Source organism: Kitasatospora mediocidica KCTC 9733, assembly GCF_000744225.1.
GTDB lineage: Bacteria > Actinomycetota > Actinomycetes > Streptomycetales > Streptomycetaceae > Kitasatospora > Kitasatospora mediocidica.
In genome coordinates this window covers 1,474,465-1,500,072 of the sequence record NZ_JQLN01000004.1, presented here as the reverse complement: position 1 = coordinate 1,500,072, position 25,608 = coordinate 1,474,465, and the positions used below count along the sequence as shown (strand labels likewise).

At 72.4% G+C, this 25,608-nt stretch carries 20 protein-coding genes and 1 pseudogene; 7 read left to right on the top strand and 14 right to left on the bottom strand.

Features of this window, described 5'->3' with window-relative positions; translation table 11 throughout:
- Positions 1-228 precede the first annotated feature (228 nt).
- The 3 genes and pseudogenes from BS80_RS13945 to BS80_RS13935 all read left to right on the top strand — a co-directional run.
- Complete coding sequence (locus BS80_RS13945) at positions 229-1,086, top strand: PP2C family protein-serine/threonine phosphatase (protein WP_051966618.1); 858 nt, start codon at positions 229-231, stop codon at positions 1,084-1,086.
- Positions 1,087-1,152: 66 nt separating this feature from the next.
- Positions 1,153-2,148: an MASE1 domain-containing protein gene (locus BS80_RS13940; RefSeq protein WP_035796872.1), complete on the top strand. Its 996-nt coding sequence runs from the start codon at positions 1,153-1,155 to the stop codon at positions 2,146-2,148.
- Between the two features lie 91 nt (positions 2,149-2,239).
- Positions 2,240-2,602: pseudogene (locus BS80_RS13935) on the top strand (MmcQ/YjbR family DNA-binding protein); the annotation flags it as partial.
- Between the two features lie 43 nt (positions 2,603-2,645).
- Here BS80_RS13935 and BS80_RS13930 read toward each other — a convergent pair.
- Positions 2,646-3,680 carry a DUF3048 domain-containing protein gene (locus tag BS80_RS13930; RefSeq protein WP_035796871.1) on the bottom strand — a complete coding sequence of 345 codons (1,035 nt, stop codon included), beginning with the start codon at positions 3,678-3,680 and terminating at the stop codon, positions 2,646-2,648.
- 156 nt (positions 3,681-3,836) lie between these two features.
- Positions 3,837-4,712 (bottom strand): C1 family peptidase, encoded by an 876-nt coding sequence (locus BS80_RS13925; protein ID WP_083974610.1) that lies wholly within the window; start codon positions 4,710-4,712, stop codon positions 3,837-3,839.
- A gap of 554 nt (positions 4,713-5,266) precedes the next feature.
- Between BS80_RS13925 and BS80_RS13920 the strand changes: the two genes are divergently transcribed.
- On the top strand, positions 5,267-6,928 hold the full coding sequence (locus BS80_RS13920) for an FAD-dependent oxidoreductase (RefSeq protein ID WP_083974609.1): 1,662 nt from the start codon (positions 5,267-5,269) through the stop codon (positions 6,926-6,928).
- A gap of 80 nt (positions 6,929-7,008) precedes the next feature.
- Here the strand turns inward: BS80_RS13920 and BS80_RS13915 are convergent, their stop codons facing one another.
- The 4 genes from BS80_RS13915 to BS80_RS13900 form a co-directional block, all read right to left on the bottom strand.
- Positions 7,009-7,212: a cold-shock protein gene (locus BS80_RS13915; RefSeq protein WP_035796868.1), complete on the bottom strand. Its 204-nt coding sequence runs from the start codon at positions 7,210-7,212 to the stop codon at positions 7,009-7,011.
- Between the two features lie 259 nt (positions 7,213-7,471).
- Positions 7,472-8,338: a geranyl diphosphate 2-C-methyltransferase gene (locus tag BS80_RS13910; RefSeq protein WP_198045512.1), complete on the bottom strand. Its 867-nt coding sequence runs from the start codon at positions 8,336-8,338 to the stop codon at positions 7,472-7,474.
- A 12-nt stretch (positions 8,339-8,350) separates the two neighbouring features.
- A complete protein-coding gene (locus tag BS80_RS13905) occupies positions 8,351-9,436 on the bottom strand; it encodes a family 2 encapsulin nanocompartment cargo protein terpene cyclase (protein WP_083974607.1) in 1,086 nt (361 codons plus the stop codon).
- A gap of 23 nt (positions 9,437-9,459) precedes the next feature.
- A complete protein-coding gene (locus BS80_RS13900) occupies positions 9,460-10,890 on the bottom strand; it encodes a family 2B encapsulin nanocompartment shell protein (protein ID WP_035796865.1) in 1,431 nt (476 codons plus the stop codon).
- Positions 10,891-11,521: 631 nt separating this feature from the next.
- Here BS80_RS13900 and BS80_RS13895 point away from each other — a divergent pair.
- Positions 11,522-12,622, top strand: coding sequence for an AraC-like ligand-binding domain-containing protein (locus BS80_RS13895; RefSeq protein ID WP_063771961.1), 1,101 nt, complete (start codon positions 11,522-11,524; stop codon positions 12,620-12,622).
- Between the two features lie 182 nt (positions 12,623-12,804).
- On the opposite strand, the gene BS80_RS13890 is transcribed toward BS80_RS13895, so the two are convergent.
- The 4 genes from BS80_RS13890 to BS80_RS13875 form a co-directional block, all read right to left on the bottom strand.
- Positions 12,805-14,043, bottom strand: coding sequence for an FAD-dependent oxidoreductase (locus BS80_RS13890; RefSeq protein WP_232246459.1), 1,239 nt, complete (start codon positions 14,041-14,043; stop codon positions 12,805-12,807).
- Between the two features lie 121 nt (positions 14,044-14,164).
- Complete coding sequence (locus BS80_RS13885) at positions 14,165-15,325, bottom strand: nucleotide disphospho-sugar-binding domain-containing protein (protein WP_035796863.1); 1,161 nt, start codon at positions 15,323-15,325, stop codon at positions 14,165-14,167.
- Between the two features lie 24 nt (positions 15,326-15,349).
- A complete protein-coding gene (locus BS80_RS13880) occupies positions 15,350-16,723 on the bottom strand; it encodes an ATP-grasp domain-containing protein (RefSeq protein WP_035796860.1) in 1,374 nt (457 codons plus the stop codon).
- Entirely contained in the window at positions 16,720-18,747 is a 2,028-nt protein-coding gene (locus BS80_RS13875) for a PEP/pyruvate-binding domain-containing protein (protein ID WP_051966565.1), read from the bottom strand. The genes BS80_RS13880 and BS80_RS13875 overlap by 4 nt, the downstream gene beginning before the upstream one ends.
- A gap of 340 nt (positions 18,748-19,087) precedes the next feature.
- On the opposite strand from BS80_RS13875, the gene BS80_RS13870 reads away from it, so the two are divergent.
- A complete protein-coding gene (locus BS80_RS13870) occupies positions 19,088-19,657 on the top strand; it encodes a mycothiol transferase (protein WP_083974605.1) in 570 nt (189 codons plus the stop codon).
- Positions 19,658-19,706: 49 nt separating this feature from the next.
- Here the strand turns inward: BS80_RS13870 and BS80_RS13865 are convergent, their stop codons facing one another.
- Positions 19,707-20,405 (bottom strand): response regulator, encoded by a 699-nt coding sequence (locus BS80_RS13865; protein ID WP_035796857.1) that lies wholly within the window; start codon positions 20,403-20,405, stop codon positions 19,707-19,709.
- A gap of 87 nt (positions 20,406-20,492) precedes the next feature.
- A complete protein-coding gene (locus BS80_RS13860) occupies positions 20,493-22,394 on the bottom strand; it encodes a S9 family peptidase (protein ID WP_232246458.1) in 1,902 nt (633 codons plus the stop codon).
- Between the two features lie 186 nt (positions 22,395-22,580).
- On the opposite strand from BS80_RS13860, the gene BS80_RS13855 reads away from it, so the two are divergent.
- Complete coding sequence (locus BS80_RS13855) at positions 22,581-23,519, top strand: helix-turn-helix domain-containing protein (RefSeq protein ID WP_035796854.1); 939 nt, start codon at positions 22,581-22,583, stop codon at positions 23,517-23,519.
- Positions 23,520-23,564: 45 nt separating this feature from the next.
- Here the strand turns inward: BS80_RS13855 and BS80_RS13850 are convergent, their stop codons facing one another.
- Together BS80_RS13850 and BS80_RS13845 are read right to left on the bottom strand one after the other, a co-directional pair.
- On the bottom strand, positions 23,565-24,038 hold the full coding sequence (locus BS80_RS13850) for a GNAT family N-acetyltransferase (protein ID WP_035796853.1): 474 nt from the start codon (positions 24,036-24,038) through the stop codon (positions 23,565-23,567).
- 80 nt (positions 24,039-24,118) lie between these two features.
- Positions 24,119-25,507 (bottom strand): lytic transglycosylase domain-containing protein, encoded by a 1,389-nt coding sequence (locus BS80_RS13845; protein WP_063771959.1) that lies wholly within the window; start codon positions 25,505-25,507, stop codon positions 24,119-24,121.
- Positions 25,508-25,608: the final 101 nt, after the last annotated feature.

The following is a 25,608-nucleotide window of genomic DNA, read 5'->3' as shown; positions in this document are numbered from 1 at the left end:
AATTCGCTTTACCTAAACTAGAGTCAGCCAACTGGGCCGCACGGGGGAGAGGCGCCGCCGCAGGGCGCCGTGCCCGCTGACCCCCGGGGCTGTGCGGCCCGGCGCCGGCCCGTATCCGTACCCGCCGCCGTACCCCTACGGGCAGGTAGGAGGACAATAGGACGCATATCGCCCGGGGAGCGCCTCGTGGCGGTCCGTGACGCCGACCTGTCCTGGAGCCGTCCGCCCATGGCCCGACACCGTTCCTCCCATCCGTCGAGCGCCCACGAGCTGCTGGGCAGACTGGGCCGGCTCACCGCGCAGGCGCTGGACCACGCCGAGCTGCACCGGGCCCGGGTCGAGCTGGCGATGGCGCTGCAGCGCGGGCTGCTCCCGGCGGGACTGCCGACCGCGCCGGGGCTGTGGACGGCTGCCCGCTACGCGCCGGCCCGCAACGGCCTGGACATCGGTGGTGACTGGTACGACGGTTTCGCCCTGCCCGACGGCACCCTCGCGTTCTCGATCGGCGACGTCCAGGGCCACGACGTCGAGGCGGCCGCGTTCATGGGACAGGTCCGGATCGGCCTGCGCGCGCTGGCGACCGGCGCCGTCGACCCGGGGGAGGTGCTGGGCCGGGCCAACGAACTGCTGCTGTCGATGGCCGGCGAGCTCTTCGCCACCTGCACCTTTCTCCGTTTCGACCCCGCCACCGGGGAGCTGTCCGACGCCCGCGCCGGCCATGTCCCCGCGCTCTGGGCCAGCGCCGACGGCCGCTGCGGGATCGAGGACGACGACGCCGGCCTCCCGCTCGGCATCCTGCCCGGGGAGGTGTACCCGGTGACCCGGCGCGTGCTGTCGGAGCCGGGCGCGGTCGTGCTGGTCACCGACGGCGTGGTCGAGGGGCCCTCGTTCCCGATCGAGGAGGGCATGACGCAGGTGCTGTCCGTGGTACGCGCCGGGGCCGAGGCGGAGCCGGGCCGGCTGGCGGCCGACGTGATCAAGGTGGCCGAGCGGACCGGCCACAAGGACGACGCCGCCGTCCTCGTCCTGCGCCACGACGGCTTCCACGAGCGGACGGGCGGGACGGAGGCGGGCACGGCCGAGTGAGGGCGCGGGGCCGCCGCGAGGGCGTGTCACGCCGTCGTCCGTCGGCGGAGGCGGTCTGATGGCTCTGTGGCGCGCAACGAGACGATCCGACGACTCACGGCGACCGGCCTGTGGATCCTGGGCGTCGCCGCCGCCTACTACGGGGGCGGCAAGCTCGGCCTCCTGGAGCAGGTGGTGGTCGGCGGGGTGCGGGTGACGCCGCTGTGGCCGCCGACGGGCATCGCCGTGGCGGGCCTGCTGCTGCTGGGCTGGCGGGTCTGGCCGGGCATCGCGCTGGGTGCGCTGCTGATCATCCTGGGCTTCGGGCCGTTGACCCTCTCCTCGTTCGGGATCGCCGTGGGCAACACGCTGGCCCCGCTGGCCGCCTGCTGGCTACTGCGGCGGGTGGGCTTCCGCGTCGAGCTGGACCGGCTGGGGGACGGGGTCGTGCTGGTCTTCCTGGGGGCGCTGACCGCGATGCTGATCAGCAGCGGCACGGCGTGCGGCGTGCTGCTGCTGAACGGGTCGGTGCCCGAGGGACAGTTCTGGCCGGTCTGGTCGGCCTGGTGGACGGGCGACGCGATGGGCGTGCTGGTGGTCGCGCCGGTGTTGCTGGCGGGCTACGCGGCCCGGCTGCCCCGGGACACCCCGCTGCTGCGCTGGGGCGAGGCGGCGGTCCTGCTGGCGAGCACCGCCGTCGTCGCGCTGGTGGTCACCCAGAGCACGCTCTCCCTGCTGTTCCTGGTCCTGCCGCTGGTGATGTGGGCGGCGCTGCGCTTTCAGCTGCCCGGCGCCGCGCCGTGCGTGCTGATGGTGTCGGTCTTCGCGGTGCCGGCCGCGACCGACCAGGTCGGGCCGTTCGCCGGCCACGGCCTGCTGGCGACCATGGTCATCCTGCAGGCGCTCAACGGGTCCGCGGCGCTGACCGGGCTGTTGCTGGCCGCGATGATCACCGAGCGCAACAACACCCTGCGGACCATCGAGCAGGCCTGCGCCCGACTCGCCGAGCTGGTCGCCCACCTCTCCCCGGCCGAGGCCGACCAGCCCTGGCCGGACGCGGACGACGACACCGCGGAGCACTGAGCCCCGGCTCGATGACGCGGCGACTCGCTGACGCGGCGGCTCGCCGACACCCCGGCTCGATGACGCGGTCCGGCGCACGCAGAATGTGCTCATGACCCTGTCGCCCGATGCGCTCAAAGCCGCCTGCCTGGACCTCAACGGGGCCGAGGAGACCTTCCCGTTCAACGCCGAGACCTCGGTCTTCAAGGTCGGCGGGAAGATCTTCGCGATCAGCGCGCTGGACGCCGAGCCGTTGCGGGTGAGCCTCAAGTGCGACCCCGAGCTGGCCGTGCGGCTGCGGGCGGAGCATCCGGCGATCGTCGGGGGGTGGCACCTCAACAAGCGCCACTGGAACACCGTGACGATCGACGGCTCGGTCCCGGAGCGCCTGCTGCGCGAGCTGATCGAGGACTCCTACGACCTGATCGTCGCCGGACTCCCGCGCCGGCAGCAGCTGGTCCTCGACTGGCCGGGCGTGGCGGCCGCGGCGGGCCGGGGCGGCGGGAGTGGGGGCGGGGCTACTGCGGCTCCAGCACCACCCACACCTGGCCGGGGTGGAAGTTCATCGGCTGCCCGCCGAAGCTGAACGTCGTGCCGCCGTTCGGATCGGGCCGGGACCAGCTGCCCTGGTAGGCGTTGCCGTCGCGCAGCACCACGGTGTTCCCGCCGCCCGTCGTCGGGGCGTAGGGGGAGAGGACCCCCGGGGAGTCCATGAAACCGCGCGGTGAGGTGGTTTCGGCGACCTTCTGGATGACGATGGTCGGAGCGCCCATCTGCCCGGCGTCGGTGGTCATCGCGGGCTTGCCGTCCATCGCGACCAGGTACCTGCCCTCACTCGCCGACCAGGTGAAGGTGAACGAGGCCGCCGGCATCCTGGCGGTGAAGCTGTTGGTCGGCACACCGCCGGCAGGTGCGGCGCCGAAGCGGAAGCCGATGTCCTTGGCCTGCGCCGAGTCGGGGAAGTCGTGCAGGACGGCCGACGGCTTCACGTACAGGTTGTACGGCGCGACGTTGCCGGTGCCCCGGAAGTAGGGCGAACCGTCCTGCTGCGGCGAGGCGTTGAAGATGTCTGCCTGGTCGAGGACCGGCAGGAACCTGGACAGCGCGCCCGAGTAGGCGAAGTCGACCTTGCCGTACTGCTGGAGGATCGGCAGGTCGCTCTCGCGGGCGCTGCGCACCGGGCCGACGGCGTCGCCCGGGGGCAGGTGGTGGGAGTCGAAGACGGTGAGGAAGCGCGAGATGCCGCCCTCGACCTCGATCGCGTAGACCACGGCGGCGGAGTTGACGCCGGTCTGCGGGCGGGCGTTCACGATGTTGTCGATCTTGATGGCGAGGACCTGGCCCGGCTCGCCCGGCAGCCCCGTGAGCGGGGAGACCACCGGGCCGGTGGGCGACGGCGCGGGCGGTGTGGCGGAGCTGCTCGCTACGCTCGGTGAGGCGGTGGTGTGCGGTTTGGAGGCCGAGCCGCATCCGCTCAGGCCGACCAGCAGCAGGGTGACCGCCGCGGCCGCGACCGCGGGAGCGGCGAGGGAGCGCCGCGGTGAACCCGGCATCGGAGACCACCTCCTGTCCCGGTCCCACTGTAGTGGCCCGGTACCACCGGCGCAGCTGGGCGGACCGGCGGCCGGATCTGCCGCGGCCCGCCGGGTGCGGATCCGGCCTTGCCCCGGTGCGGCAGTCAACACCGCACCGGGGCGAGGCTGTTGGCGTCAGCTGGCGATCATGCTGCCGACCGCGTCGGCCTCCTGGATCTGGTCCGTGACGAACCGCCACGGCACGGTGAAGTAGCCGTTGGCGCCCCAGGAGCCACCCCACGAGTTGGCGATCTTCACGCCCTGGTCGTTGTAGCCGACGATGGTCACCTCGTGGCCGCCGAGCGGCTGCCCGGCCAGCTCGTCGTCACTCGGGTAGTAGCTGTAGTCCGCGGCGGTGGAGGAGTTGAGGTCCTCCATGCTCTGGTACACGTTGAACGCGAAGACCACCGGTTCGCCCTGCGCGAGCGAGCTCTTCACCTCGTTGACCAGCGCGCTGCCGGTGTCCAGGGCGGTGTAGCCGGACAGCTTCCAGTGGGCCGCGTTGGAGGTCTCGTTGGCGTCGGGCTGGGTGGTGTAGTCGAAGTCGCCCTGCCAGTAGTCGGACTTGGTGTCCAGGCCCTGGCTGGTCAGGATGTCGAAGTGCTGGCTGGCGTAGCTGCCCTGGTCGTTGCCCTGGGCGATCTGGGCGTAGGTGTACATCGGCGCGTGCGGGGCACCGGTGATGCCCTGCTCGCCCTCCATGATGGTGATCGCCGACCAGTCGATGGCCCACGCCACGCAGGACCCGACCTGGCCCTGGTCCCCCACGGAGGGAAGGTAGTTGCTCAGGTCCACGCTCGCCGGGACGTCCGCCGCGCGGAAGGCGTGCGGGGCGATCGCGGTGTGGGTGTGGTCCCGCTGCGGGGTCAACAGCGCGCCGTAGTGGTGCTGCTGGTGGTGGCGGTGCGCGGGGGAGGCGGGCGCCGCGGAGGCGGCGGGGGCGAGCGCCGAGCAGATCGCGCCGGTTATCGCCAGGACCGCGATCGCGCGGCCGTAGGAGTTCCTGTTCACTGCGGTCTTCCTTCTGTTGTGGGGGCCGGTGCGCGACGGCAGGGGTGGGGGTCGTCGCGGACCGGCGTGCGAACGGCCTGGGGCCGTGGAGCTGGAAGGAGAGCGGGTGGAACCGGTGGTGCGGTCCGGCTCCGGTGACTGGGGGGTCGCCGGGTGGGTGCCGGGGCCGGGGCCGGCGGAACACGGCCCCGCTGTGGTGTTGCTGCTGTTGCCCGGTCATGTCAAGTGCGGGACCATCACCGGGACTTGACTGACCATAGGGCTTACTGTCAGGTACATGCCAGCAGTTACCCAGTCGCCTATCAGCCATAGCCGGAACACGACAGAAATTAATGAAGTCGGTGTTTCGAGGTTTGCAGCCTGCCGCAACTGTTCGGGCCCCGGCTGCGGCGTCGGTTCCGGTCCGCCGAACGGAGGACGGCGCGAACGCGGGCGGCCTGCCTGCGCGTTCGTCGGGCCGCGGTCGGGCAGCATGCCGATGCCATGACCAACGGTCCCGGGCACACCGGCACCCGGCACCCGGCGGTCGGCGTTCGGGAGGACGGGAGACCGCGATGGACCGACCTGATCGCCAACTGCTGAACCGCCGGGGCTGCTGGGCACGGCCGGCGCCGTGGCGGCCGGCGTCCTGGCCCCGGGCCCGCGCCGTCGGCCGCCGCCGCGACCGGCGGGGTGCGGCAGGCGGGGGGACGACCGCGCCGGAGCCGACGGCGTTCGGGCCGGTGGCGGTGGGCCCGGACGACTCCCGCTACGACAGCCTGCTGCGCGGCAACAACTTCCGGTTCGTGGGCCGCCCGGACGAGATCCGCGTCGTCGGCTCGACGGACCAGGTGGTGCGCGCCGTGTCGGACGCGGTGTGCTCCGGGCGGCGGATCGCGGTGCGCAGCGGCGGGCACTGTTTCGAGAACTTCACCGCCGACCCGGCGGTTCGGATGCTGCTCGACCTCTCGCCGATGGACGCGGTCGGCTACGACCCCGGGCGGCGGGCGTTCGCGGTGCAGCCGGGAGCCACCCTCGGGCACGTGTACCGGACGCTCTACAAGGGGTGGGGCGTGACGATCCCGGCCGGCGGCTGCCCGGAGGTGGGCGCCGGCGGGCACTTCGCCGGCGGCGGGTACGGCCCGCTGTCGCGCCGGTACGGCTCGGTGGTGGACCACCTCCACGCCGTGGAGGTGGTGGTGGTCGACCGGGACGGCGGCGTCCGCGCGGTGGTGGCCACCCGCGAGCCGGACGACCCGCACCGCGACCTGTGGTGGGCCCACACCGGCGGCGGGGGCGGCAACTTCGGCGTGGTCACCCGGTACTGGCTGCGCGCGCCCGACGCCGACCCGGCGGCCGACCCCGCCCGGCTGCTGCCGCCCGCGCCGCGCGCGATGCTCGGCTGCCTGGTCAACTGGGCCTGGGACGAGCGGATGACCGAGCAGGCGTTCACCACACTGCTGCGCAACTTCGGCCGCTGGCACGAGGCCAACAGCGCGCCCGGCTCGCCGTACGCCGGCCTGTACGCGATCCTCGCGCCGACACACCGCAGCGCGGGCAGCTTCCTCCTGACCGTCCAGATCGACGCGGACCTGCCGAACGCGAACGGCCTGGTGAGCGACTTCGTGGCCGCGCTGACCGCCGGCACCGGAGTCGAGCCGGCCTACCAGGCCCGGCGGACCCTGCCGTGGCTGCACCCGACGACCTGGCCGGGCGCCAACGAACCCGGCGACGTGGTCACCCGCCGGTACAAGCTCAAGGCCGGCTACCTGCGCCGCTCACTCACCGACACCCAACTCGCCGCCGTTCACCGCCATCTGACGAACAGAACCGGCGGCCCCACCGGCGGCCTGCTGCTCGTCGGATACGGCTGCCAGGTCGACGCGGTGCCCTCCGACGCCACCGCGGTGGCCCAGCGCGACGTGGTGATGAAGGCGGTCTACCAGACGATCTGGGCCGAGGAGTCGGACGACGCGGCCAACCTCGGCTGGATCCGCGCGTTCTACCGCGACGTCTACACGCAGACCGGTGGCGTCCCGGTGCCGGACGAGGTGAGCGACGGCAGTTACATCAACTACCCGGACGTCGACCTGGCCGACCCCGTCTGGAACACCTCCGGCGTGCCGTGGCACACGCTCTACTACAAGGACAACTACCCGCGGCTGCAGGAGGTGAAGGCCCGCTGGGATCCGCGCGGGGTGTTCCGGCACGCGTTGGCGATCGAGCCGCCCGCCTGACCGCCGCGCCCGGCTGCCTCGTCCGGAAACGGCGCGGCGCCCCGTACCGGATGCGGTACGGGGCGCCGGGCGGACCTGGATCAGGCCGGGGTGATGTTCTCCGCCTGCGGGCCCTTCTGGCCCTGCGTGACGTCGAAGTTCACCTTCTGGCCCTCCTGGAGCTCACGGAAGCCCTGGGTGGCGATGTTGGAGTAGTGCGCGAAGACGTCCGGGCCTCCACCCTCCTGCTCGATGAAGCCGAAGCCCTTCTCGGCGTTGAACCACTTCACGGTGCCGGTGGCCATGCTGTTCTCCTTGATGCGTACAGCCGCCGGCGCCCGCACAGTACGGGCGCCGAGGCGCCCGGGCCGCACCGCACCACCGATCGGATCCCGGACGCGCGAAACGCCCGTGATCGCGATCACGGGCGAGCGGGAACTCGGGAACCACGACTGCTACTGCTCTGTACGCTACTCTGCCCGGTCCCCTCGTGCCAGGAGGCACGAGAGCAGGCCACCGGCCGTGCCGCGCCGTCGGTCGGTGGGCACGGTCGGCGGCCGTGTCTCAGACCTTGTCGGCCGCGATCATCAGGTAGTGGAAGCTGTCCTCCTTGTAGGCGGTCAGGAAGGCCTCCTCGATGCCGGTGGCCACGGACGACTGGGCCCGCAGCTCCCAGTAGGGGATGGTCGCGGCGGTCAGGTCGACGACGCTGATCGGGAGCAGGTTGTTCGCCGACATGGCCGCGAAGTAGTCGCTGCGCGGGTGGATGTCGCAGATGTAGTGGGCGTCGATCTGGCTGACGGCCCGGGACGGCTGACGGCCGTGGACGTCGTTGTAGCACCCGGTGATGGTGACGTAGCGGCCGCCGGGCTTCAGGACGCGGGCGTGCTCCGCGAAGAGCTCGTGCAGGTCGACGTACATGGTGCTCTCGTTGTTCCAGATCGCCTGGAAGGAGGCGGCGGGGAACCCGTTGTCGAGCATGTTCCGGAAGTGGAAGGCCACCCGGTCGTCCACGCCCCGCTCCCGGGCCTGGTCGTTGGCGAACCGCACCTGCTTCTCGGAGATGGAGATGCCGTCCACCTGGCAGCCGAAGCGGAGGTTGGCCAGGAAGCTGGTGCCGCCCCGGCCGGAGCCGGCGTCCAGGATCCGGTCCGCCGCGGTGAGGTCGCCGAGCTGCTCCAGCAGGAAGTCGGACTGCGCGCCCTCCAGACGGTGCATCTCCTCGATGATCCGCGCGTCGCGGGTGGCGGCGGGGCCCTCCAGCACCGACCAGTCGACATCGCCGATGCCGTAGTGGTGGTGGAAGGTGCCGGAGACCTCGCCGAGGCGCAGATTGACCGGGTCCTGCTCCTTGTTCCAGTACTCGGCCACGGACTTCTGGTACTTGGTGGACAGGACGTCGGCGCCGGTGCTGTTGTCGGTCATGGTCATGGTGCGGATTCCTTAGCTCTGGTTGTAGCGCGGGCTGGAGGCGTGCCACTCCCTGTTGCCGCCGAGCCAGGCCCACAGGCCCGCGAGGTAGCGGGTCAGCACCGGATCACCGGTGCGGCCGAGCTCGGCTGCGGCGGTCTCGAAGGAGCGCACGAGTTCGTTGTGGATGTCGGCGGAGCGCTGGATCGCCACGTCGAGCGAGCAGCCGTCCTCTGCGGCGATCACCAGCGGCAGGTTGTACTCGACGCCCTCGGCGCTGCTCTCCTTGTGCACCGAGTAGACGTCGTTGAGCAGGACGGAGGCGAGGGCGGCCAGCAGCGTCGCGCGGCGCACGTCCGGGCGTCCGTACACCTGGGCGGGCAGCTCGTAGCCGCCTATCGAGTCGACCAGGGCCATGCAGGGCAGGAAGCTGTTCATCTGACGGTTCGCCAGGTACTCCCAGACGGGCGGCAGCCGGCCGCCGATCCGCCACCCCGCCTCGGCGTCCATGCCGAGGAAGAGCCCGGCGATCTCCTGCCGGAGCCGGTTGACCTGCGCGCCGCCGGCGTACGGCGCCAGCTCCTCGACGGAGCGTCGCAGGGCGTTCCACACCGGCTGCTCGCGCAGCGAGCGCTCGTAGCGCTCCCGGGTGCCGTGGGGCAGCTGGGCCGGGTCGATCGCCGACTGGGCCAGCATCAACTGCGGTCCGAGGCGCTCTGGGTGGTCGCTGGTGGCGGCGTCCTCGCAGAAGTAGTCGTCGACCGCGAACTCCGCCGCCATGCAGCGGGCCGCGGCCAGCAGCCGGTCGGGGTCGTCGGTGTCGGGGTGGGTCAGCATGAGCAGCCGGCCGTAGTTGGCCTGCCGGAACGTCTCCGACTGCCCGGCGTAGATGCCGACTTCCTCGGCCCAGCGGACCAGCCGCTCGTTGACCTCCTCGCCGAGGGCCGTGTCGTCGCGCAGGTGCGGCGGGCAGTAGAGCTCCGGGAGCCGGCTCTTTCGCGTACCGGTGTGGGGGCTGGTGTTGCTGGTGTTGTGGAGGCGGGCGGCCGAGGTGCCCAGTCCGGTCGGGCCGTGCGGGATCCAGCGGACGGAACCGGCGACGGTCTGTGGGGATGTCATCGATCCTCCTGGAGCGCCGGGGGTCAGGACCGGGGAGCGGCCACGTGGACGTTCTCCAGGATGCCGACGGCGTCCTGGACGAGGATGGCCACCGAGTAGTAGGCGGTCACCAGGTAGCGGATGATCGCCTGGTCGTCGATGCCCATGAAGCGGACGTTCAGCCCGGGCTCGTACTCGTCCGGGATGCCGGTCTGCCGCAGCCCGATGACGCCCTGCCGGTCCTCGCCGGTCCGCATCGCGACGATCGAGGACATCTGGCGTCCCGTCACCGGGATCTTGCCGCTGGGGAAGATCGGGACGCCCCGCCAGGCGGGGACCCGGTGGCCGTCGACCTCCGTGCTGTCCGGGTAGATGCCGCGCTTGGTGCACTCGCGGAAGAACGCGGCGATGGCCCGGGGGTGGGCGAGGAAGAAGTCGGTGCCGCGGCGCATCGACAGCAGGTCGTCCATGTCGTCCGGGGTCGGCGGCCCCGACCAGGTGCTGATCCGCTGGTCGTACGAGGCGTTGTGGAGCAGGCCGAACTCACGGTTGTTCAGCAGCTCCCACTCCTCGCGCTCGCGGATCTCCTGCACCGTCAGGTGCAGCTGCTGGTCGATCTGGTTCATCGGGTCGTTGTAGAGGTCGGCGACCCGTGAATGGACGCGGAGCACCGTCTGGGTGAGCGAGAGTTCGTACTCGCGGGGCGAAAGATCGTAGTCCACGAACGACCCGGGGATCTCTGCCTCACCCGCGTGGCCGGCCGATACGGCGACTTCCACCTCGCCCTTGGAATTCACCTTCCGGGCCGCGTTGTCGAGGAATGCGGCGATATGCAGGCGCAGTTCCTCGGAACGGTTGAACAGGTCGAGGAAACCCGCCCAGGGAAGAACCAGCAGCGTTCCGTCGGTGGCTGCCCGGACGGTGGCCGCCCAGAGCGGATCGCTCTGCAACAGGGCCTCGTCGCCCAGATGGTCGCCGTCGGCCAGGACGCCCAGGGTCTCCTGTCCGCCGTACTTGCCGGTGCCGATCCGCTCCATCCGGCCGTGCGCGACGATGAAGACCTCCTCGATGGGATGGCCCTCCTCGACGATGACCTCGCCGCTGCGGAAGTCGCGCAGGGTGAACCGGCCGGCCAGCTCGGCCAGCAGCGCGTCGTCACCGAACCCGCGCAGCACCGGAATCTCGCGCAGTGTCTCCGGGATGATGCGTACGTCGTCCGCGCCCGCCTGGACGAAGCCGACCCGGCCCCGGCCGACGGCCAGCGAGAGCCGCCGGTTGACCCGGTAGGTACCGCCGGACACTTCCACCCACGGCAGCCGGCGCAGCAGCCAGCGCGAGCTGATTCCGCGCATTTGCGGAGCGGATTTGGTCGTTGTTGCCAGATTTCGTGCGGCGGCGGTACTGAGACTGAGCCTTTCCCGATCCTGTGAAGCCTCCCGTTCTCGGGCGGCTTCGGTATCTGCTTCCACTGTCATGCGAAATCTCCATCGACGGGCCGGGAAATGAGGTCTGCGTCGGCGCAGCCGTCGGGAAAGGACGGCGGAGCGGACGACTGCCGAGTCGGCGACATTCCGCTGCGGTGCCCGGCCTATTCATTGATAGCGGGAAGCGGAGGGGGAGACACCGAGTGAGGGGAAAGCAGGACGGAAGTTCGAAACTATTCCGCCAGAATCGGCCGGTGGCTGGAAGAGGCGGATCGGGTTGAAACCCCGCAGGCGGGGTAGGCGGCCACGAACCGGCGGAGTCCCGCGCCGGCTTCGGGCCGTTCGTAGGAGAAGTGACACCGGGTCCGCCGACGGCAGGCCCGTGTGGCGGGCGCGGCCGGGCGCGACGGCTCCGGAAACCGGACACCGGGCGCCGCCGGCCGCCGTCCGGGGCCCGCGGCGGTCGCCGAGCGGACGATCAAGGTGGCGAGAACTGCCCGCTGTTCGGCCCCTCAATACCGGGATCGGTTTATCCGACCGTCCGGGCGGTTTGCGCCTGTTTCATAGGATGGTGACCGGAGGGCGGGTCTCCGGGGCCGTGGTCCTGAGTCATTGATCGTTCGTCAGATCGTCAGATCGTCAGATCGTCAGATCGTCAGGTTCGTCAGAGAGGTCATGCGCGATGTGGTCGACGCTGTCGTCAGCCGCGGTACCGGCGGGGGACCGGTTCGAGTGGTTTGCCGACGTGGTGGCCCAGGCGCTGGCGCCCACCGCGCTCAGCTGCGCGGCGCCCGCCCAGTTCCAGGCGGAGGCCGCGGTGCTGGACCTGGGGCCGGTGCAGCTGTCGACGTTCAGCTACCCGGCGCTGCGCTCCCGGCGTCCGCCGGCCCTCGTGCGGCAGAGCGATCCGGAGCGGTACGAGCTGGCGCTGGTGACCGGGAGCCCGATGTGGATCTCGCAGGGCCGCAACGACTCCGGCCTGGTCCTCGACGACCTGGTGCTCTGGGACACCTCCCACCCGTTCGAGGCGGGCGCACCCGTGGAGGGCAGCAGGGTCCGCGCGGTCATCCTGCAGATCCCCAAGGTGGCGCTGCCGCTGCGCGCGGACCGGGCCGACCGGCTGCTCGCCCGGCGGATCTCCGCCGATCAGGGGATGGGCGCGATCATGGCCCAGTTCATCGGCACCCTGGCCGCCCACGGCGCCGACTGCGATCCGGCGGACCGCGTCCGACTGGGCCGCGCCGCACTCGACCTGGCCGCCGGATGCCTGGCGCCGTATGTCGACGCCTGCGACGAGCTGCCCGCCGAGACCCGTACCCAGGTGCTGCTGGAGCGGGTGTCCTCCTTCATCGACCACAACCTCGGCGACCCGGAGCTGACGCCGCAGCTCGTCGCGGCGCACCACCACATCTCGCTGCGCCGCCTCTACCAGCTGTTCCAGGGGCAGCCGGAGAGCGTCGCGGCCACCATCAGGAGCCGACGGCTGGCCCGGTGCCGTGCGGACCTGACCCGACCGGAGCTGCGGACGCACCCGGTCCAGGCGATCGCCGCCCGCTGGGGCTTCGCGAACGCCGCCGTCTTCAGCCGGGCCTTCCGCGACGCCTACGGCCTCACCCCCTCCGAGCTGCGCCACCGGGCGGCGCGGGAGGACGGGGGCGGTTGCACGGATCGTCAGGAGGCACTGCACGCGGTGCACAGTTCCAAGATCCGCTCGGTCCTAGGCTCTGATGTCGAGGGACGGGCCGCCGTCCCGCCGCCGGGCGTCGAGGGGGAGACAACGTGAACCGTGGCAGCCGCGCCGGCCGTTCGCCGTGGGACTCCGTTGCGCGCGGCTGTGCCGTGCTGGGCGCCACGGCGGCGGGCGGCGGTGGGGGGAGGATTCCCGCGCAGTTCGTCCCGAGGCCGGCCGGTCCGGGCGCCGCTGAACCGCGCCAGGACGGTCCGAGCCCGTCGGATGCGGGCCCATCACTGGGGAGTGGGCCCGCATCCGACCGGTAGTGCGGTGTCCCAGTCGAGGAGGCGGAGGAGTTCCTCGTCCACCCGCTGGGCCGGGCGCGCCGAGTCCTGCGGGGGCCGCCCCTCGCCGCCGCCGGTGCCGTCGGCGCCGCTGTTGCTGTCGTCGGGTTGGGAGCGGTCCGTGCTCCGGCTCGCGGTGAGCGCGGCGCTGACCGTCATGTTCTGCTCGGCGCGCGGCCTGCGGTGCCGTTCGTAGGAGTCCAGAGCTGCGGCGAGGGTGTCGGCGTCGCGCAGCGCCTTGGCCAGCACCACGGCATCCTCCAGAGCCATCGAGGCGCCCTGGCCGGTGGCGGGCGAGGCCGCGTGGGCGGCGTCGCCGATCAGGACGCCGCGTCGGCTGTGCCAGCGCGCGCCGGGGCTCAGGTGCAGGGCGTTGGTCGCCATCAGGCGGTGCTCCGTCGCCGCGACGATGTCCGCGGCGGGCGTGCGGTCGGGGCGCAGCGCCGGCAGGAGGCGGTCCCGCCACCGGCCCGCCGTCGTCCCGGCGAGTTCCCGGGCGGTCAGTGCCGGGCCGGCCACCCGGGCGAACCAGAAGGTCTCGCCGGTGCGGGAGACCAGGTAGCCGAAGGCGGCGCCACTGCCGCGCACCATCGTGATGTGGTCCGGCTTCTCGTCCTGCGCCGGGTAGTCGGTGGTGTACCCGTAGAAGACGCTCTGGCCCGCGTAGGCCGGACCGGCCGCCGTCGGGAAGAGCTGGGAGCGCACCGCCGAGTGCAGCCCGTCGGCCCCGACGAGCAGCTCGCCGCTCGCCGAACTGCCGTCCGCGAACGTCACGGTGACGTCCGTCGCGCTCTCCGCGACGCCCACCAGCCGTGCCCCGTGCCGGATCGGGATCCCCCGGCGCCGCACCTCGCGCTGCAGCGCCGCGCCCAACTCCGCACGGCGCAGGCAGCGGTAGCGGGTCAGCGGGTGGTCGTGCTCGCCCAGCGGCAGGCCGGCCAGCTGCGCGCCGGTCTCGTCGACGACGCTCAAGCCGGTGACCGGGAAGCCGAGTTCGGCGATCGGCGCGGCCGCGTCGAGCTGCCCGAGCGCGCGCATGCCGTTGCTCGCGAGGGTGAGGAAGGCGCCGATGTCCTCGCCGGTGTCCGGATGGGCCTCGTACACCGTGACGTCGAGCCCCGCCTTGTGCAGCGCGAGGGCTGTCGCCGTTCCGGCGATGCCGCCGCCGATGACCATGATCCCAGCCAACTCGGCCCCTCTCGAAAGCTGCCGACAACGTCCCCTGACGACCATAGCGTCGAGCTGCTCGGGAATCAGGCCGTCAGCGTCCGTGGCCGTCAGCGTCTGTGGCTGTCAGCTCCGTTGGCTGTCAGCTTCGTTGGCCGGCGGGGACGGTGCGGGAGGCGAGGGCGGTGAGGCGTGGCTCCAGCGAGGCCGGGGCAGGCAGCGTCGCGATCTCGGTGCGGACCTCGCGGGCGGCCCGGCGCAGGGCGGGATCGGTGAGCAGGTGGTTCAGCAGGTCGGCGTCGACCTCGGCGGCGGTCGCGCTCAGGCCCGCTCCCCGGTCGCGGACCGCGTCGGCGGTGACGAAGCGGTCCGAGCCGTCCGGCAGCAGCAGTTGCGGCACTCCGGCGTCCAGCGCGCCGAGGGCGGTGCCGCTGCCGCCGTGGTGGACGGCGGCGGTGCAGGTGTCCAGCAGCGCGCGCCACGGGACCCAGCCGTACGGCCGCACGTTGGCGGGCAGCGGGCCCAGCGCGCCGAGGTCGAGGTCGCCGGTGGCGAGGACGAAGTCCGCGTCGACCCGGGCCGCCGCCTCGACCACGCGCTCGATCCTGCTCAGCCCGTCGAGCTTGGGCGCTACGGTGCCCAACGTCACGGCCACCCGCGGGCGTCGGGCGGGACTGGGCAGGCTCAGCGGCAGCTCACCCTCCCCGCTGTAGGCGACCGGGCGCATCGGCCACCCGTACCGCTGCCCGCCGGCCGCCATGCTCGGCGGGCACAGGTCGAGGGTGGCGGCGTCCTGCGGGAGCCGGCCGACCCCGTGCCGCGCGAAGGCGTCCGCCATCTCCGTGAGCATCAGCGCGCGTAGCGCCGGGGTGCGGGCGACCCCCAGGTCGTGCTGGACGGCGGGCACGCCCAGGCTCGTCGCCGCCAGCAGCGCGGCCGGGAACAGGTACTCGTACACCACCAGGTCCGGCCGCCAGCGGGCGGCGAGTTCGACGGTCGCGTCGGCCACCACGGTGTTGACGAGCGCGGCCAGCGGCACGAAGGCCTCGCGGTCGGCCGCGTTGGAGGCGACCACCCGCCGCAGCAGGTCGGGCCGCAGGTCCCGGCCCGCCTTGCGGATCTCGGTGCGCCAGTCGACGCCCGGGGCCAGCGGCAGGAACGGCAGTCCGGACGCTACCACCGCCTCCCCGCCGTCCATCGAGGCCACCGCGACCTCGTGGCCGAGCCCACGCAGCGCTCTGGCCAGCGGGACCAGCGGAAAGAGATGACCGATTCCGGGGGCGCCGGCGAACAGGACACGCATCAACAGCTCCGTGGTGGTGAGGTATCAGATCGTGGCGGCGTGGTGCAGGGCGGCTTCCAGCCCGTTCAGTACGGCGTTGCAGTCGCGGCGCAGGGTGGCGGCGTCGACGGCGGTCAGCAGGTAGACGCCGAGCCAGTTGCGCGACCCGCCGGACGGGTCGAAGACCGGCACCGGCCGCCCCGACGGCAGCGCGAACGCGGGCACCGGCTCGATGGTGCTGCCCGGCGAGAGCAGGCGCTGCCAGTCCACCGCCGCCGGGTTCCAGACGGGACCGGTCCGCCAGGGCACCCCCGCCGCGTCGACCGGGACGACCGCCAGCGACGCGGCGGCGCCGACCCGTCCGGCTCCGGTGACCGTGACCGGCATGACCGGCGGGTGGTCGACCCGTTCCCCCAGCAGCTCGCGCACCAGCAGGCCCAGCGGATCGACCCCGAACACCTCCTCCAGCTGCCGGAGCGTCAGCAGCCCGCCGAACCGGGCCGCGGTCTCGATCACCACCACCTGCCCGTCCGGCAGCAGCTTGAGCTCGGTGTGCGTGCCACAGGTCTCCAGCCCGAGCGCGTCGACGGCCCGGCGGGAGACCTCCTCGATCCGGCGTTGCAGCGGCTCCGGCAGCACGCACGGCGAGGTGCTGGCCACCTCGACGAAGGACGGCACGGTCGGCAGCTTCGCGGTGACGGCGAGCGGGTGGTAGACCCCGTCGGCGACGATGCCCTCGACGCTCACGTAGTCGCCGTAGCCCGGCTCCTCGTACCAGCCCTCGGTGGAGCCCTGGGCGATCTCCTCGACGAGCCGGTCCCGGTCGGTGTCCGGCGCGTACAGCTCGTCCATGCCGACGTGGCGGCCCGCGCGCAGCGCGTCCTCGATCTGCGACCAGGCCGGGCCGGCGTCCTGCGGCGAGTCCAGCACCAGCTGGGCGACCGACCCCGCGCCCCAGGCCGGCTTGAGCAGCAGCGGAGGCGTCAACTCGGCCAGCGCCGCACTGAGTTCCCGCTCGCTGTCGACCCGTCGGAAGCGCGGCACCGGCACCCCGGCCGCCACCCAGGCCTCCCGCATCAGCCGCTTGTCCCGGGCCCGCAGGATGCCAGGGCCGGCGCCGGCCAGGCCCAGCCGGCGCGCGGCGTGCGCGACGGCCAGCACCGCGAACTCCGACAACGTCAGGACGGCGTCGGCACCGAGGGCCTTCGCGTGCTCGACGATCAGCTCGACCAGTGCGTCACCGCGCGGCGGCGCGGACACCTCGGTGATGCCGGTGCAGCTGGGCAGCCACGCGTCCCGCGCGGCCGCGGGCAGCGGCGCCAGCGCGAGGACGTGCAGCTCGCCGCAGGCGGCGATCCGCGGGAACGCGTACTCCAGCGGTGCGCCGCCCTTGACGTACACGTACAGGATCCTGTTCAACCGGCGTTCTCCTCGGAATCGTCAATTCCCCCGCTGTGAAAGGGGCGTAGCTGAAGCAGGTGGATCAACTCGCCCTCGACCAGCCACTCGACGTCGACCGGCCGCGCGAAGCTGTCGTCGGGCGAGAAGTGCGACTGCAACAGCCGGCCGATCAGGGCGAGCTTGCGCAGGACGGCCTTGGTCGCGGCGTCCAGGTCCGTCCCGTCGCTGCCGAGCGACACCGTGCGGCTGGTGCCCTCGACGGTGTTGCACAGGTACTGCAACGGGCTGCCGCTGCCGGAGACCACCTCGGCCACCGAGCGCCGCGAGACGTTCAGGCAGACGGTGCGGAAGTCCCGGCGGTCCAGCGGGTTGCAGGTGACCAGGACACCCCCGGTCGTCGCCTCGACCTGCTCCTGCACGATCACGCCCATCGCACAGTGGTCCAAGGGGATCCCCGCCTGCCGGCGCAGCAGCACGGCCCGCGGGGAGACCAGCGAGGCCCACACCTCCCGTACGGCGTCCAGGACGTGACCCTGCTCCGCTGCGCCGACCCCCGGGAGGGAGGTGTAGAGCCCGGCGGCGGAGAAGCCGGCCAGGTCCTCCGCGTTGGACGAGCTGCGCACGACGAACCGGGGGACGCCGGTGAGATGGCGGACGACCGCGCGCTCGATCTCGTCGCGGAGGTCGGCCGGCAACGGGGTTGCGCGGACCAGCTGTTGCAGGTCGAGGCAGCGCGCCGCGAGGGCGGCGCCCTGCTCCCGGCTCTGCGCCAGCCGGGCGTGGGCGTCGCGGACCGTCGCCGAGGAGTCGAGGAACCGTTGGTGGAGCGAGAACGGCAGCGCGATGCCCCGGGGCACCCGCACATGCTCCTTCACCAGGCGCTGCGCCGCGGCGGCCAGTTCCGTTGTTGCTGTTGCCGCCTTCTCCGTCTCCGGTTCCAGGACGTCGAGTTGGCGCGCGAGGTGGCGCAGCAGGTCGGCCCGGGGAGGCCGGGGGACCTGGTAGAAGCCGAGCCATCGCGGCGACCCGTGCTGCACCAGATGGCAGATCTCGCCGAGATGCGCGGCCTTCGTGCCGAACCGGACGCGGTCGGCCGTCCGCAGCTCGGAGAGCGCGCTGATCGGCGTCGCCGCCAGCTCCGGCCGCTCCAGGGCGACCCGCCCGGCCGCCGCCCAGGGCGCGGCTGCCCAGGGCGCCGACGCGTCGGCGCCCGGCGGCCGGGCGGCGGTCAGCACGAGATCCGCGGCATCGGCGTCGACCCGGTACTGCGCCCACTGACCGTCGAGCCCGGCCCGCTCGATCAGCTCGAAGACGTCCAGCCGCACGGCATTGGGAATCCGCCACCCGGCGGCCATCACATTCACGTGCGACAGCGGGGTGGTGTGCTCGGCGTGGATGATGCCCGCCACCCGTGGGATGTCCTCGGGAATCCTTGGCATCACCAGGATGTCGTGCCATTGCGGCGGTTCCGCTGCCGCCCGGTATTCCTCCGCCGACCGGAACACCCGCACCCGCCCACGGACCGACCCGGGGTTCAACGGCACGAACGTCGCACAGGAGTAGAGCTCGTGCGCCAGAACCCGCGGTATCTCCTGCGCCGGGACGTCCACCAGATACCCCTCCTGGAGGTGGTTGGCCGGCTTCAGCACCAGGCGCACGGCCGGGTCGACCCACCCCCGGACCGCCCGGTAGAAGTCCCGCAGCAGCTCCCGGGACATGGTGTCGACGTCCACGGTCTCCAGCGACAGGAACCCCTCCCCGCCCCCCGCCCGCCGCCCGTGCAACGCCAGCGTCCCGAGGCAGAACCGCCGCCCGGGATCCCGGTACACCGCGTCGTTGAACGCGTCCAGCCCACGCGCCAACTCGTCCATGGACATGCCCAGTACATCGCACGCGACGTACTGCACGTGCAGGATCCCGCCCCCGCTGTCGATGAAATGAACCGCCCCGTCGCCCCGGTCCAGCACGACCTTCACATACCGGTACCCACTCACCGTCCCCGCCAGCCGGGAGAACCCCGGGAGCGTGAGTACTTCGCCCACGAGGGAGCTGCGCGGCGAGCGTGGGGAGGGTGCCTCTTCGGTGCCTAAGTGGGAGGAGTTCACGATTCAGCCATTCGTCTGTGCAAGCGTGGGCCTGGTGTATGTGGAGTCTTGGACTGGTAAAGACTTGGTGCATCGTGTCATCAGATCGGCTTTCTGGCGAATAGTTGTACGAATTTCGGCCAGGGTGAGTTGATCCGGCCAGGAATGGCGACAGGTGTCATGAGCAGGGCATTCACGGCGCGTGGACGGCCCTGCGACCGGATGACACGAGTGAACCTGCGCGCCGCCTCCGAGTACCGAGAAAACCACTGGCGAGCCAGGGCCCTCGCGAAGGACGATGGAAGGTATGACCGATCAACCCGCGCGATGGACCCAAGCGACCGTCCACCCCGACATGTGGGCAGACCCGGACGACGACCCCCGCAACAGTGACGGAGCCAGCCCCGACGGCGAACTGCCGACGCTGCAGGGGTACTTGACGGACTACCGGCTGACCCTGCTGATGAAGTGCGAGGGCCTCGACGCGGAGGCGCTGGCCCGTCGGTCGGTTCCGCCGTCGACGATGTCGCTGCTCGGCCTGGTGCGGCACCTCGCCAGGGCGGAACGGGACTGGCGTGACTGGATCAGCGACGGCGATCCGCTGCCGAAGCTGTACGGCAAGCGCGACGCGGACTTCGACGGAGCTGTCGCCGACCAGGCCGTGGTGGACGCCGGGTACGTCGATCTGGCGCGTGAACAGGCCGCGACGGACGCCGCGTTGGCCGCGCACCCGGACCTGGGAACGCGGCTGGGGAAGGACGGGATCACGGTGCGGGATCTGCTGGTGCACAGGATCGAGGAGTATGCCCGGCACTGTGGGCACGCCGACCTGTTGCGCGAGTGCATCGACGGCAGGGTGGGCCAGTGAGCTCAGCGCTCGCGTCCGGATGAGGCGGCACCGGGGCGGCGGCCGTCCGTCACGGTAGCGCCTGTTCCGCCCGGGGTTCGACCAGGCCGGACTCGTAGGCGGCGATGACCGCCTGGGCGCGGTCTCGCAGGCCGAGTTTGCCGAAGATGCTGGTGATGTAGTTCTTGACGGTGGAGACGCTGATCGCCAACTCCCCGGCGATCTCGGCGTTGTCGAGCCCGGTGGCGATCAGGCGCCACACCTCGACCTCGCGCGGAGTGAGGTCGCTCGGGGAGACGGCGGGGCGGGTGGTGAGCGTGGGGCGCTGTGGGGCCCGGACGTAGGTGGAGATCAGCCGGGTGAGCAGGCGGGGTGCGACGGCGGCCTCGCCGAGGTGGACGGTGTGGATCGCCGCGGTCAGTTCCTCGGGGGAGACGTCCTTGGGCAGGAACCCGTAGGCGCCCGCGCGCAGGGCGGCGACCACGTACTCGTCCATGTCGAAGGTGCTGAGAGCCAGGACCCGGCTGCCCGGCACCGTGGCGGCCAGCTGCTCGGTCGCGCCGACGCCGTCGAGGACGGGCATCCGGATGTCCATCACGACGACGTCGGGGCGCAGCCGCTGGGCGAGGGTGACGGCCTGCGCGCCGTTCTCGGCCTCGCCCACCACCTCGAACGACGGGTCGGGCGCGAGGATCATCGCCAGGCCGCGCCGCACGAGCGGCTGGTCGTCGGCGATCAGCACGCTGATCCGCTCGGGGGCCGCGTTCACCGCAGTACGTCCTCTCGTTTCGTTCGTCCGAACTCGGTGGGCAGGCCGGCCGGCTGGGACTCGTCGCCGGTGCGCAGGACGTCCAGCCTATAGCCAGCGGTCGTACCAGGCGCGGACGCGTCGCAGGACGTCGAGTTCGTGGGCGCGCTCCTGGATCCCGTGGCCCTCCCGGGGATAGACGACGAACTCGTGCTCGACCCCGAAGTGGCGCAGCGCGCGATGGAGGTGGATCGCCTGGCCGAGCGGGACGTTGGTGTCCTCCTCGCCGTGCAGGATCAGTACCGGCGTGCTGATCCTGGAGGCGTAGGAGGCCGGGCTGTGCCGGTCGTGGACGTGGGGTCCCGGGCCCTCCCAGCCGGTGCTGCCGCCGAGCGCTCCGTCGAGGGTTCCCCAGTCGCCGGTCCCGGCCTGCATGCCCCAGTCGCTGATGCCCGCGCCGATCATGGCAGCCTTGAAGCGGTCCGTGCGGCCTGTCGCCCAGGCCGCCATGAATCCCCCGTGGCTCCACCCGCCGATTCCCAGCCGCTCGGGAGCGGCGACTCCCTGCGCGACCAGCAGGTCGATCCCGCTGTGGATGTCGGTCCACTCGTCGCCGCCGACCGCGCCCGCGACCGTGCCGGCGAACGCGTGGCCGTGACCGGAGCCTCCTCGGGGGTTGGGCAGGAAGACCGCGAACCCGGCTGTCGCCAGCCACTGGCCGCAGTCGACCGAGTTGAGCCTGAACGCGTCGGCGTAGCGGGAGTACGGGCCGCCGTTGACGAGGGTGACGAGCGGAAAGGGACCGTCAGCCCGCGTCCGGCCGGCCGGCAGGATCAGCAGGCCGTCCAACGGGAGTCCGTCGGAGGCCTGGTAGCTGAGGCGCTCCTGGACGCCCCAGCGGATCCCGCGAAGTTCGGGCCTGGTGTCGGTGAGCCGGAGCAGTGGTCCGCCGAGGGGTCCCGCGTGGACGTTGCCGGGCTCGTAGGCGGTGCTCGCCAGCACAGCGAGGGCCTGCCCGGAGCGGCTCGCGCTGAGCCCGGCGAGTGCGCCGGGCGCGGAGGACACCAGGTGGAACCGCAGCGAGTGCGGGTCGAGCCGGTAGAGCGCGGTGTCCAGTCCGTCGGCGAACAGGGCGAGCGGGGGACCGCCCGCTGTCTGCACCAGTTCGGTCGGGCTGACGGGCATGCGGGCCGTGAGGTTGCGGTGTCCGACGGCCGGGCCGGTCGCGGGTGGGACGGTGTCCAGCACGGCGAGAGCGCCGACCAAGTGCCCAGGGGTCACGGCCAGGTGGGCCAGATGCCAGACGCCGCCGTCGTTCCACCAGACCGGGGGCTGGGCGTCGAATCCGACTGCTCCCAGGGCGTGGACGCTTGCGGTGCCCGGGTCGACCAGGTGGAGTTCCGCCGTCATGACGCCGGGGTCGAGCTCGGGCGTGGACCAGCTCAGTACCGCCAGCGGGCCGCCGTCCGGGCGCTGTGCCAGCCCGATCACGTGCCGGCCACCGAGGCCGTCCACGGTGCGGACGACGCCGCTCTCCACGTCGAGCAGGCGCAGCCGGGTGGCGGGGAGATGCTCGCCCCAGACCAAGGCGTCGTCGCCCTCGGCCTGCCGGCGTTCGTCCTCGGCGGTGGGCTCGTCCTCGGCGAGCAGGGCGACCGTGCTGCCGTCGAGGAGCGGGTAGTGGTCGCAGATGCCACCGCGCCAACTGGTCAGGGCCTTGGCGATGTCCTCGCCGCCGTCCAGCAGGATCCGGTGGAGTTGGGCGACGCCCCGCTCCTCGCGGTCGGAGGTGAAGAGGAGGGAGGCCGAGTCCGCCGCCCACTTCGGGGCGAGGTCGCGCGCCGTGCCGTCGGTGAGCCTGCGCGGGGGTGTGCTGGCGTCGGCGGCGGTGACCCAGAGGGAGCCGTAGGGGGAGCCGTCCGGGTACCCGTCCTTTCCGCCGTTCGCGACCACTGCGTAGGCGACCAGGCGGCCGTCCGGCGAGATGGCCGGTGCGACGGCGGCGGCCACGTCCACCACCGTCTCTGCGGTGAGCGGGACGGTCGGCTCGGGGGGCTCGGGGGGCTCGGGGGCTCGGTGGGCTCGGTGGGTGGCTGCGGTGCGCGGTGCGGCATGCGGATTGCCTCTCGGTCGTCGATATGACAAGCGGACATCCTGCCTTGAGCCTCCAGTGACTGGAGACAGCAGAGTAGGGGCATGGACGCTACGACCCTCTACTCGATCGGGGAACTCTCCCGGCGGACCGGCCTGTCCGTGAGGACGATCCGGTTCTACTCCGATGCGGGGGTGGTGGCGCCGACCACCCGAAGTCCCGCCGGTTATCGGCTCTACGACCCCGACGCTCTGCATCGACTGGAACTGCTCTGCACACTGCGCGAGTTGGGTGTGGATCTGGCCACGGTCAAGCGGGTACTCGACCGCGAGCTCTCGGTGGCGGAAGTCGCCGCGGCGCACGCCGACGCCCTGGATGTCCAGATCCGGATGCTGCGCCTGCGCCGGAGTGTTCTGCGAGTCGTGGCCGGCCGCGGGTCCAGCCCTGAGGAGACCAAGCTCATGCACAGGTTCACGCAGTTGACCGGCGAGGAACGCCGACGTCTGATCGACGAGTTCATCGAGGGCACCTTCGGCGCAGCGGATGCCGGTCCGGCCGCGGTGGCCATGGTTCGCGTCGCCATTCCCGACCTCCCCGACGATCCGTCCAGCGAGCAGGTCGCCGCGTGGGTGGAGCTCGCCGAGCTGGTCGGCGACGAGGACTTCCGGGCCCTGATGCGCCGGACGGCCGGCTGCCAGGCCGCCGGGCGCACGCCCGACATCGAGAGCGCGGCCGGCGAGGAACTGATGGCGTTCACCCGTCAAAGGGTGTCCGAGGCCCGGGAGTCGGGCATCGACCCGCTCGACGACAGGGCCGCACCCGTCGTGGACGACCTCGTGCACCGCTTCGCCGAGGCGTTCGCGCGCACCCCTGACACGGAGTTCCGGGCCTGGATGGCCCAGCAGTTCGAAGCGGCGCACCCACCCAGGGTGGACCGGTACTGGCGGCTGGTGTGGATCGTCAACGGTTGGCAGGTCGTACCGAACCTGGTCCCGGTGTACCCCTGGCTCATCCGGGCCCTGCGAAAGGACGGCGACGCGTAGTCACCCCGGCGGAGACCGCCCGGAAGGGCCGGGGCCGGTGCCACGTCACCGTGCGGTGTTCGACGTCCAGCGAAGGGTCATGTCGGGCAGGTTCTCCATGTTGCGGTCGCCGTCGTTGGTGTCGAGGACGGCGAAGCCGTGGCGCTCGTAGAAGGCGCGCGCCTCGGTGTTCTGCTGGAAGACGTGGAGGGAGAGCTCGCCGGAGCTCGCCCGCTTGACCTCGTCGAGCAGCAGCGTGCCGACGCCCTGGCGGCGGACGTCCGGGCGCAGGTAGAGGTCTTCGAGCATGTCGCCCTCAAGGGCGGCGTAGCCGAGGATCTCCCCGTCGCGCACCGCGACCCAGGTGCGGCAGTCGTTGAGCAGGATGTTCTGGACCCAGTGGGTCACCTGCTCGTGATTGCGCTTCTGCGGGGGCAGGTACGGCATCGTCGCCGCCCGCGAGGCCATGTGGATCTGCGCGATCACCGCGGCGTCCGTCGCGTCCGCGAGTCGAATGCTCAGCTTGATTTCGTTGGTCACGCCGGGAACCTACAAGATCAACAGGGATCGAGCGAGCGGTTTAACCGGCGGACGGCCCGCTGCGGGCCGTCCGCCGGTTCTCAGGCGGTGGGTCGGGCGCTCGCGCCCGCAGCGGCGGACGGGGACGGCGAGGCCGAAGCGGCGGCGGACGGGGAGGGCGAGGCCGAAGCGGCGGCGGACGGGGAGCCGGACGGCGAGGCGGACGGGCCGGGAGCGCCGCAGCTCGGGGCCGGGGAGGCCGGGGCGGAGGCCGACGCGGACGGGTCGGGGCTCGGCGAGGGCGTCGCGGTGGCGGACGGGGAGGGCGAGGGGGCGGCGCTCGGGGTGCCGGAGGGCAGCGGGCTCGCCGTGGGGCAGGTGGTCGGCGGTCCGGACGGCGACGGCGTGGGCGAGGCGGTCGGCGCTCCGGTGGGGGAGGCCGTGCCCGAGGGGCCGGGCGTGGGCGTCGTCGTCGGGTGGCCGGTCGGGGCGGGCGCGCTCGGGCTCGCCGTCGGCTTCGGCGCGGCCGTCGGCGTGGGTGCGGTCGTCGGCGCGGTCGTGGGCGGCGTCGCGGGCTGCGTGTTCAGCGGCGAGGGCGAGGCCGTCGGGTCCGTCGGCGTCGAGGCGGGGAACGGCGTGGCGAACGGCGAGACCGGCGGGAACGCCGGCGCGCTGCTGTCGGGCGTCGTCACGGGGGTGCCGGACCGGAAGTGCGCCATCCAGCTCTTCACCGTGTTCAGGTAGTCGGTGGAGTAGTTGTAGCCGAGGATCGCGCGGTCGAGCTGGGCCGGGTCGTTCAGGTCGCGGCCGTCGGCGCAGAGGTAGCGGCCGGCGGCCAGCGCGGCGTCGAAGATGTTGTTCGGGTCGGCCTTGCCGTCGTGGTTGGCGTCGACGCCCCAGACCGCCCAGGTGGACGGGATGAACTGCATCGGTCCGACGGCCCGGGCCCAGGCGCCGGGGCCGTCGTCGACGCCGCCGTCGCTGTTGGGGATCGCGGCGAAGCCGTTGCCGTTCAGGGCGGGCCCGAGGATCGGGGTGTAGGTGGTGCCGTTGGCGTCGACCTTGCCGCCGTCGGCCTGGCCCGACTCCACCTGGCCGATCCCGGCCAGCAGCTGCCAGGGCAGGTGACAGCCCGGGGTGCTGACGGCGAGTGCGGCCTCGGCGCTGCGGTAGGCGGCGAAGACCGTCGCCGGGAGCGCGGGGCCGCCGGGCGTCGGGACGAACGTGGAGGCGCCGGGCCCGGGCGGGGTGATCGGCGCGGTGGGCGGCTGCGGCAGCGGGAGGGTGCCGCCGCCGTCGACCGACGGACCGGTCGGCGTGTTGGGGTCGCCGAACGGCGTGGCCGGTGCGGTCGGCGCCGTCGGAGCGGCCGCACTCGCCGCGACCGGGGCCAGCACGAGTCCCTGGGAACCCGTCAGGGCGGCCAGCGTGGTGAGGGCCGCCAGAGTCCCCGCGGCCCGCTTCGTCACGCGGGTGTAGGTGTACGCCATGCTGGTTGCTCCCCCTGCTGTCCGCTGATCCGTAGACGGACAGACGATATGTCATATTCCCAGGGAGCGGTCAGGCGGGTCCCAAACCGTGGTGTCCGTCA